Below are 8925 nucleotides of genomic sequence, written 5' to 3' on the forward strand. Positions count from 1 at the left end.
ACCAATTTCGTGTTTAAATATGTCACAATAAAGTCAGAACATTCTAACATTAAAGTCATCCTAGACAAGAGAAAAAGGGGAATCAGCCATGTCTTATCGTCCAGCTATTCAGTCCATCATCACCGCTATAGAGACGGTGATTGTCGGGAAAGAAGATGTTATCGCAAAAAGTTTGACCGCCTTGTTAGCAGGCGGGCACGTCCTGCTCGAAGATGTTCCGGGGGTCGGAAAAACGATGCTCGTACGTACGTTCAGTCGGGCAATCGACCTTGAGTTTAAACGGATTCAGTTCACTCCGGATATGTTGCCTTCGGATTTAACGGGGATTTCAATGTACAACCAGAAAACAAAAGAGTTTGAATATCGTCCCGGTCCATTGATGGGGAATATTATTCTGGCGGACGAAATCAACCGGACGTCGCCAAAAACACAGTCTGCCCTTTTGGAGGCGATGGCTGAACGCAGCGTCACGGTAGATGGTGAACTGAAAGTGTTGCCTTCGCCATTCTTTGTTATGGCCACGCAAAACCCGATTGAGCACGAAGGGACTTATCCGCTCCCTGAGGCGCAACTCGACCGCTTCTTATTAAAGATTGAAATGGGTTATCCAACATTTAATGAAGAGATTGCGTTACTCACGCGATTTGAAAAAACAGAGCCGCTTGAAGCCTTACAAAGTGTTGTTTCAAAAGAAGAAGTCGAGCAGATGCAACGTGAAGTGCGGGAAGTGCATGTCTCGAGTGCGGTCAAGCAATACATCGTTCGTTTAATACATGAGTCACGTAAAGACCCGAATACGTATTTAGGGGGCAGCCCCCGGGCGACACTCGCTTTGATGAAAGCTGCTCAAGCATGGGCGTATATTCAAAATCGGGATTTCGTGTTGCCGGATGATGTGAAGGCGCTCGCGACGAGTGTTCTCGGACATCGTGTATTGTTGACGGCTGAAGCACGCTATAAAGGACGTACCGCAAATCAGTTGATCACCGGATGGCTTGAGACGTTACCGGTTCCGATGGATCGTGAGGTTAAAGAAGTATGAAAAACTGGATGAAGCTGTTCATCGTTTGGGCGGCGGCATTCGGGTTGTATGCATTCGCGAGAATAGAAGGGAGTATCGTCTCTTCGACGCTCTGGTGGTCCTTTTTTGTACTAACCGTCTATTGGACACTGTTTATGTTTTATCCGGTGACGGCTGCGAATGTGTCTCGCCGTGTCACGACCAAACGCCTTGTGACGGGACAGACGATGGATGTAGAGGTGAAATTCGAACGGAAATATCCTTTTCTTGTTGGAATGGTGACGCTGAACGAGAAAATTCCTCCGCGTTTAACGGAAGAAGAGTTGGAGCTTGTGATTCCGGTCGACCGTTTCTTTCGCCGGGCTGAATTCGCACATTACGAAGTGGATTCGATTAAGAGGGGCATTCATGTGTTCGACCGTACCGTCCTTCATGTCCGTGACGTATTTGGTTTGTTCGACAGAAAACGGACCGTTCCGCTTGAGACGGTCGTCGAAGTCTCACCAGCCGAGCTCCCGTTTGATTTGCCGCGAGACGAGCATGTCGGCGGACGGGGAGAACAATACAGACGGACTAGAACTTATACGGAAGTCGCCAATACAACGAGCGGTGTTCGGGAGTATGCCGCCGGAGACCGGATTGGACGGATTGATTGGAAGGCTTCGGCGCGTCGCGGAAACTTGATGACAAAAACATTTGATCAAGAACAGGAAAAAAAGTTATCACTTGTATTTGTTCCGGCAACCTCAGCCGGACTGGAAGAGGCGTTTGAACGGTCATTGTCCTTACTCGTTGGGGCGATCCGTCAACTCGAACGGAAAAACCTGCCCTTTGAGCTTTATATCATCGAAGAACAGGTCCGTTTATACCATCTTCCTGACCAAAGTGCAGAAGTCGGTCACTATTTGTTGACGGCGACACCGGAAAAAGAAACGCGTCTTGTGGAACGGGTCAAGCAGCATTTACCGCAACAGTCGGGTGATTTGATTTTGATCAGTCCGCTCGAAACCGCGTCGATTCGTGAATTGATGCATGAGACACAAGGAAGTTATCACTTGTACACGGCAGTCAGTGAGGTGGCGATATGAGAGAGTGGATCGTTCGAATCATATATACGTTACTTGCTGCCTATCTGTTATCGTTCTGGGTTGACCCGATTGTGGGGAGCACGACATTTGATGCAAACTGGCCATTTTACTTTTTGATTATCGTGCCGCTCCTTGCTAGCCTATCCCCTTGGTATACCTTTGTCGGAATCTCCGTTCTCAACTTCTTTGTCGTTTTATATAGCTACCACGGCAGTTTGTTGGATTGGTTCGGGCTATGGATGGAAGACTTATTGGGGATTTTGAGTGGAGAACTACCGAATGAAGCCATTTTCTTCTCGGCAATGGGGCTGATCGGTTTCTTCTTCGCTGTATTGGTGAGCCGTACGTATCCAAGTTACTCCCTTGTACTCGGTATCATCGTCTCGACGTTGGGGATCATGTCATACTTTGACACTTGGACGCTGTATGACGGTGAAGGGGCTATCCTCTTTGCGATCATCGGATCATTACTTTTGTTATTTGTCACGGATTTGGCAAAGCGACCAAGTCAGTCATTCGTACGCTTTATTAGTATCGGGCTTTTGCTCTCGGTCGTTGTCGCACTTGCCAGTATTTCACCGACGCTTGAAGGAGATTGGTCCGATCGGATTACGACCAGCTTCCGTAATAATACGGATGAAGGAAACGGAAGTGGTACTGGGCGAGTCGGCTATGGAGTGAATGATGAAGAATTGGGCGGCCCTTTCGAGCAGGATGATGGAATCGTCTTCATTGCCCGAGGTGTGCCGGCCCGTTATTGGCGGATTGAGGCAAAAGCGATCTACACAGGAAAGGGATGGATTGAAACACCGGTTTTGGACTCGGAGTTCAAACGTGGACAGCTAGTCGATTCAAATGTAGACACGACACCGGAACAAGCGTTACTGCGCTTTGACCGCCGTCAAACATTTGTCCCTTACGGTGGTGAATACCCTCAAGCGGCTGAGACGGAATCGGGCACGGAGTTTTTGGTCGGGGAGATAGAAGAAAGTTTTCCGAACGAGACGATCTTCATTCGACCTACCGGAAAAATCGTATTCAATAACGATAGTCAAGCGACGCCGCGTACAATTCAACTTCGCTACAGTGTACCAGCCTTCAGTGAAGCGCAACTTGCGCTCAATCGAGACATCACGACGTTGACTGATGAAGAAAAGCAGGCCTATTTACAACTGCCTGACACGTTGCCGGAGCGTGTTCGTGAGTTGGCTCTCGAGATTACGGCGGATAGCGAGACCCCTAACGAAAAAGCAAAAGCGGTCCAGGCTTACTTCCGAAATGAAGATTTTAAATATGACACCGAGGATGTAGCGAAACCTGAAGGGGATACGGACTACGTTGATCAATTTTTATTCGACACCCAACTCGGGTATTGTGATAACTTCTCAACCTCTGCAGCTGTCTTGCTGCGGGCGAATGGTGTTCCGACGAGATGGGTGAAAGGTTTTACGATGGGAGATGCGCGCGGGGTCATTCAAGGGGAAACGGAATATACGATTCGAAACCGTCATGCGCATTCCTGGATCGAATACTTCATTGAGGGAGCAGGGTGGGTTCCGCTAGAACCTACGCTCAGCTTCTCGGAATCGAACTTATTGCAAATCGAACGGGAGACGGATACGGATTCAGATCCGGTGGAAAACGACCCACAAGCATCCCAGGACGGGAATACACCGAACCGCCCGCAACAAGATTTGTTGATTGACGATGTTTCGACAGGAGATGTGGCGCAGGAGTCGCGCAGCATCCCGGTTTGGGGATGGATCGTCATCGCGTTCATTAGCGCGGTCATCATCTGGAACCGTAAAATCATCGAGCGGCAAATCATGTACCTGTGGTGGATGAATCGTCCGCTCACGGATTCAAGTCTTGTGTCGATGCATCGCTATTTGATGAAGCGGCTCCGGGCGAACGGATTCAAAGTTGAAGGACGTACGCCTTCAGAGCTCGCTAAAGAGGTGGATGCGTATTACGAATCAAATGATATGATGCGTTTGACTCACTTGTTCGAACAGGCTGTTTACGCAGAACAAGCGCCGAATTCTAAATATAAAGAATATTGGAAAATCATGATTCGTCGAATTATGAGTTGAAGTGAGGAGACGCATCAAGTAAGATAGACGCATTAGTTAGATAATTGAACATGGCATTCCTTCGTATATACTCGTGAATTGGCGCGAGAGTCTCTACCGGACCACCGTAAATGGACCGACTATGAAGGAGCACGTTTCGCATACAAAGAAAAGGGCGTGCTTCTTCTTCGGTTTAGATGAACAGGGGGAGAGGCGCGTCTTTTTTGAGGTGAAGGCAGAAAGGTGGAGGTTTTGTGAAAGTAGAACAGGAAATGATTTTGGTGCTTGATTTTGGTGGACAGTACAACCAGTTGATTACGCGCCGTGTACGTGACCTTGGTGTGTACAGCGAACTGCATTCTCACAAAATGACCGCTGCGGAGATTCGTGAACTGGACCCGGTCGGAATCATCTTCTCGGGGGGACCGAACAGTGTTTATGCGGAAGGCGCATATCGCTGCGATCCGGAAATTTTCGAACTGGGTATCCCGATTTTCGGAATTTGTTACGGGATGCAACTCATGACGCACCATTTCGGCGGACGTGTCGAGCGGGCAGCGCATCGGGAGTATGGAAAAGCGACACTCTTCTCCACACCTGAAGCATCGGCTTTATACAATGGCTTACCGGTTGAACACACGGTGTGGATGAGCCATGGTGACCTTGTCATGGAAGCGCCGGAAGGATTTATCGTAGATGGCACGAACCCGTCTTGCCCGGTAGCTTCAATCAAAAACGATGACTTGAAGATGTACGGCGTTCAATACCATCCAGAAGTTCGACACTCGGAATATGGGAATGACATCTTGAAAAACTTCATTTATGAAGTGTGTGGTGCCAAAGGCGAATGGTCGATGGAGAACTTTATCGACCTCGAAGTTGAAAAGATCCGTGAAATCGTCGGTGACAAACAAGTCCTCTGTGCCCTTTCGGGTGGTGTGGATTCATCTGTTGTCGCGGCACTTGTTCACCGGGCCATCGGTGACCAGTTGACATGTATGTTCGTCGACCATGGTCTTCTTCGTAAAGGGGAAGCGGATAGCGTCATGAAGACGTTCGCGGACGGTTTTAACATGAAAGTCATCAAAATTGATGCGCAAGAACGTTTCTTGACGAAGTTGGCTGGCGTATCGGACCCTGAGCAAAAACGTAAGATTATCGGAAATGAGTTCATCTATGTGTTTGATGAAGAAGCATCGAAACTTGTTGATATGGACTTCCTTGCACAAGGAACGCTCTACACAGACATTATCGAAAGTGGAACAGATACAGCGCAAACGATTAAATCACACCATAACGTCGGTGGATTACCGGAAGACATGAACTTCACGTTGATTGAGCCACTCAACACGCTCTTTAAAGACGAAGTCCGTGCGCTCGGTACTGAGCTTGGTCTTCCTGACTATATCGTTTGGCGCCAGCCGTTCCCGGGTCCGGGTCTCGGAATTCGTGTCCTTGGTGAAATCACGGAAGAAAAGCTCGAAATCGTCCGTGAATCGGATGCGATTTTGCGTGAAGAAGTGAAGAAAGCTGGTCTTGAACGAGACATCTGGCAATACTTCACGGTGCTCACACCGATTCGCTCGGTCGGAGTCATGGGTGACGAGCGTACGTACGACTATGCTGTCGGTGTCCGTGCCGTCACGTCAATTGATGGCATGACGTCAGATTGGGCGCGTATCCCGTGGGATGTGCTCGAGAAAATCTCGGTGCGTATCGTAAACGAAGTCAGCCACGTTAACCGTGTGCTGTACGACATTACGTCGAAGCCACCTGCAACGATCGAATGGGAGTAATGATTACGGAGGGGCTGCCCCTCCGTTTTTTGTTTTAAATCCGAACATTAAATCGTTTTCAAACAATAAAATCCGTTATTTCTGTTGACATCTTATATTGTCGCTGATAAGATAAAAACGTTCTTATTATAACCGAACAATTTAAAAATATTTTGCCGTATAATGTCGGGGATATGGCCCGAGAGTCTCTACGAAATCACCTTAAATGATTTCACTACGGCGAGACATAGATGAGGGTGTATGCCCTCGTATGTTTCGCGTGGGGTCCTCGGTCATTAGCTGAGGACCTTTTCTCGTTTTACGGCGAGTACAAGGAGGAAAACAAATGAGCACACAGCTCGAACCAGAAACAAATCAACAGCATTCAGGAAGTTGGATTGATCGTTACTTCCAACTCACTTCACTCGGGACAAATGTTCGTACCGAGATGATCGCAGGATTTACAACATTCTTAACAATGGCGTACATTCTATTCGTCAACCCGAACATCCTTGGGGCAGCAGGTATGGACACAGGAGCGATTTTTGTAGCGACAGGACTTGTCGCATTAGTCGGTTCGCTCACAATGGGTCTACTTGCAAACTACCCAATCGCGATTGCGCCGGGCATGGGCCTTAACGCATTCTTCGCTTACAGTGTTGTAATTGGAATGGGAGTCCCGTGGCAGACGGCTCTCTCTGGTGTACTTGTATCAGGTCTTTTCTTCATCGTTTTGACGCTTTCGGGTATTCGTGAAACGATCGTCAATGCAATTCCGGAACCGTTAAAAATGGCAGTCGCTGCCGGAATCGGTTTCTTCATCGCATTCATCGGTTTGAAAAATGCAGGGATTGTCGTTTCGAATGAAGCGACGGTTGTTGGGTTAGGTTCGCTTGGAACTGGAACAACGCTTCTTGCCATCTTTGGTCTTGTTGTTAGTGCGTTACTCATGGTGCGCGATGTTAAAGGTGGAATTTTCATCGGGATGTTGCTTACGGCGATTGTCGGAATGATCTTCGGACTTGTTCCAACACCGACTGCGATTTCTGATGTTGTCTCAATGCCACCAAGTATGTCTTCGACATTCGGACAAGCTTTCATTAACTTCAACGATATCTTCACGATTCAAATGCTTGTTGTAATCCTAACGTTCTTCTTCATTGATTTCTTTGATACGGCTGGAACACTTGTTGCGGTTGCTCGCCAAGCTGGGATCATGAAAGAGAACAAAGTACCACGTGCAAGTAAGGCGCTTTTGGCTGACTCGACTGCAACAGTTGCTGGTGCAATCTTCGGGACATCAACTGCAACGTCTTACATTGAATCATCTGCAGGTGTTGCTGCCGGTGGACGTTCAGGATTAACTGCGGTGTTTGCTGGATTGTTCTTCGGATTGGCATTGTTCTTCTCTCCACTCCTGGCGGTAATTACTGCACCTGTTACTGCGCCGGCTTTGATTATCGTTGGGGTGTTGATGGCATCAGCTCTTCTAGACATCGACTGGAAGAAACTTGAGATTGCAATTCCTTCATTCATGACGATTTTGATGATGCCACTCACATCATCAATCGCAACGGGGATCGGTCTTGGATTCATTCTCTACCCATTAATGATGCTTGCAAAAGGGAAAACGAAAGAAATTCACCCGATTATGTACGGGATGTTTGTCATCTTCCTTGCGTACTTCATTTTCTTGCCACACGCGTGATTTGAAATTGAAACAAAAAGTCGACTCGCTCATGAGTCGACTTTTTTATATGCAGTATTCTCTGGAAGAAATGGGTCGTACATCGTGATGGCGTGATTTTCCGTAATAAACTCGTTTCGAAGATGCTCTCCATTCATAGTAGTAACTTCTCTGAAAATTTGATTATGACGAATGGTGCCGCCCCACCATTCCCGTGTGAAGTGATGGTTCTCTTCAAAAATTCGGTAGTTCACTTTCATAGGAAGTGAGGAGCGCCATTCACCTACTAGATAATCTTCTTCTATATATAGAAGGAGTTGAAAAGTTTGAGCGGTGTTATTTGTAATTTGTAAGTCCAGGTAGTTATAAGAACAAGTTGCTCCGCTACCGAAAGGCTGATCACGTCTAGAGTCGGGGAAGACATCGTAACTATGACGATAGCGTTCGGTTACTGTGAGGGGGCTATGTAAAGTGATCCAATAAATTAAGTTGGAAAGTTGGCATAGACCGCCCCCGAGTCCGGAAGTGACTTTTCCGTAGTGAAGAACCATACCATCTACATATCCTTTTCGCTTCGTTGGTTTTCCGATCAATTTCCAATATGAAAATACTTCATTTGGAGAGAGGGTCACTCCGTTTAATTGCTTCAAAGCGATTTTTAGATTCGTGACTTTATTATATTGCATCTCCATGTCGACATCGCGTAAGCGACGATAGAGTGGAGTTCGATGAGTGTGAACTAAATAAGGGAGTGGTTCTGGTTTCAGATCACTAGCATAGCGTCGCCCGTCCGTTTTCCATTTTAACTTCCGTTTTAATGTGTAATATTGTGTACCTGACCATATCCGCAATGGGGATCGTGTTTTCGGTTTTTGAAGTTGCATGTTTTCCCCGCCCTTGATATTATTTGAAAGCTGTCTCAAGGTTTATAAGTTCTCTATATAATGAAATGTTCCTCTATAAACAATGAATGCTATTTCATTTTTTGAGAAATGAGTGAATAAAAAACCTTAAAGTTTTTTTAGAATAATACTTGTCAGATAGTAAATCAGATGATATAGTTATTTTTGTTGTCAACGACACTCGTTAAAACAACGAAAAATTTGTTGACACTTACGAAAGAATGATGTTATTATCATTTAGTCGCCAAGAGCGACAGACGAACTTTGAAAACTGAACGATGAGGCAAAAATAAGTTTTACAATTTTTGAATGAAGCGCAAGCTTCGTCAATTTCGAGCTATATCAAATTCTTTGGAGAGTTTGATCCTGGCTCAGGACGA

General features: G+C 46.6%; 6 protein-coding genes and 2 riboswitches. Of the genes, 5 read left to right on the forward strand and 1 reads right to left on the reverse strand.

Annotated features, from left to right (window positions below):
• The first annotated feature begins 88 nt into the window (after nucleotides 1–88).
• The 5 genes from KNP03_RS12660 (at nucleotide 89) to KNP03_RS12680 (ending at nucleotide 7664) form a co-directional block, all read left to right on the forward strand.
• Entirely contained in the window at nucleotides 89–1042 is a 954-nt protein-coding gene (locus KNP03_RS12660; RefSeq protein WP_214829797.1) for an AAA family ATPase, read from the forward strand.
• Nucleotides 1039–2109: a DUF58 domain-containing protein gene (locus KNP03_RS12665; protein ID WP_214829799.1), complete on the forward strand. Its 1071-nt coding sequence runs from the start codon at nucleotides 1039–1041 to the stop codon at nucleotides 2107–2109. Before KNP03_RS12660 ends, KNP03_RS12665 begins: the two co-directional genes overlap by 4 nt.
• Nucleotides 2106–4202 (forward strand): transglutaminase domain-containing protein, encoded by a 2097-nt coding sequence (locus KNP03_RS12670; protein ID WP_214829801.1) that lies wholly within the window; start codon nucleotides 2106–2108, stop codon nucleotides 4200–4202. The genes KNP03_RS12665 and KNP03_RS12670 overlap by 4 nt, the downstream gene beginning before the upstream one ends.
• A gap of 41 nt (nucleotides 4203–4243) precedes the next feature.
• Nucleotides 4244–4344, forward strand: a riboswitch (purine riboswitch).
• Between the two features lie 109 nt (nucleotides 4345–4453).
• Nucleotides 4454–5977, forward strand: a complete 1524-nt coding sequence (gene guaA / locus KNP03_RS12675; RefSeq protein ID WP_240544617.1) for a glutamine-hydrolyzing GMP synthase — start codon at nucleotides 4454–4456, stop codon at nucleotides 5975–5977.
• A 135-nt stretch (nucleotides 5978–6112) separates the two neighbouring features.
• A riboswitch (purine riboswitch) is annotated at nucleotides 6113–6214 on the forward strand.
• Nucleotides 6215–6302: 88 nt separating this feature from the next.
• Nucleotides 6303–7664, forward strand: coding sequence for an NCS2 family permease (locus KNP03_RS12680; RefSeq protein WP_240544614.1), 1362 nt, complete (start codon nucleotides 6303–6305; stop codon nucleotides 7662–7664).
• Between the two features lie 29 nt (nucleotides 7665–7693).
• On the opposite strand, the gene KNP03_RS12685 is transcribed toward KNP03_RS12680, so the two are convergent.
• Entirely contained in the window at nucleotides 7694–8527 is an 834-nt protein-coding gene (locus KNP03_RS12685) for a VanW family protein (RefSeq protein WP_214829805.1), read from the reverse strand.
• Nucleotides 8528–8925: the final 398 nt, after the last annotated feature.

It is taken from the genome of Exiguobacterium algae (assembly GCF_018617875.1).
Taxonomy (GTDB): domain Bacteria; phylum Bacillota; class Bacilli; order Exiguobacteriales; family Exiguobacteriaceae; genus Exiguobacterium; species Exiguobacterium algae.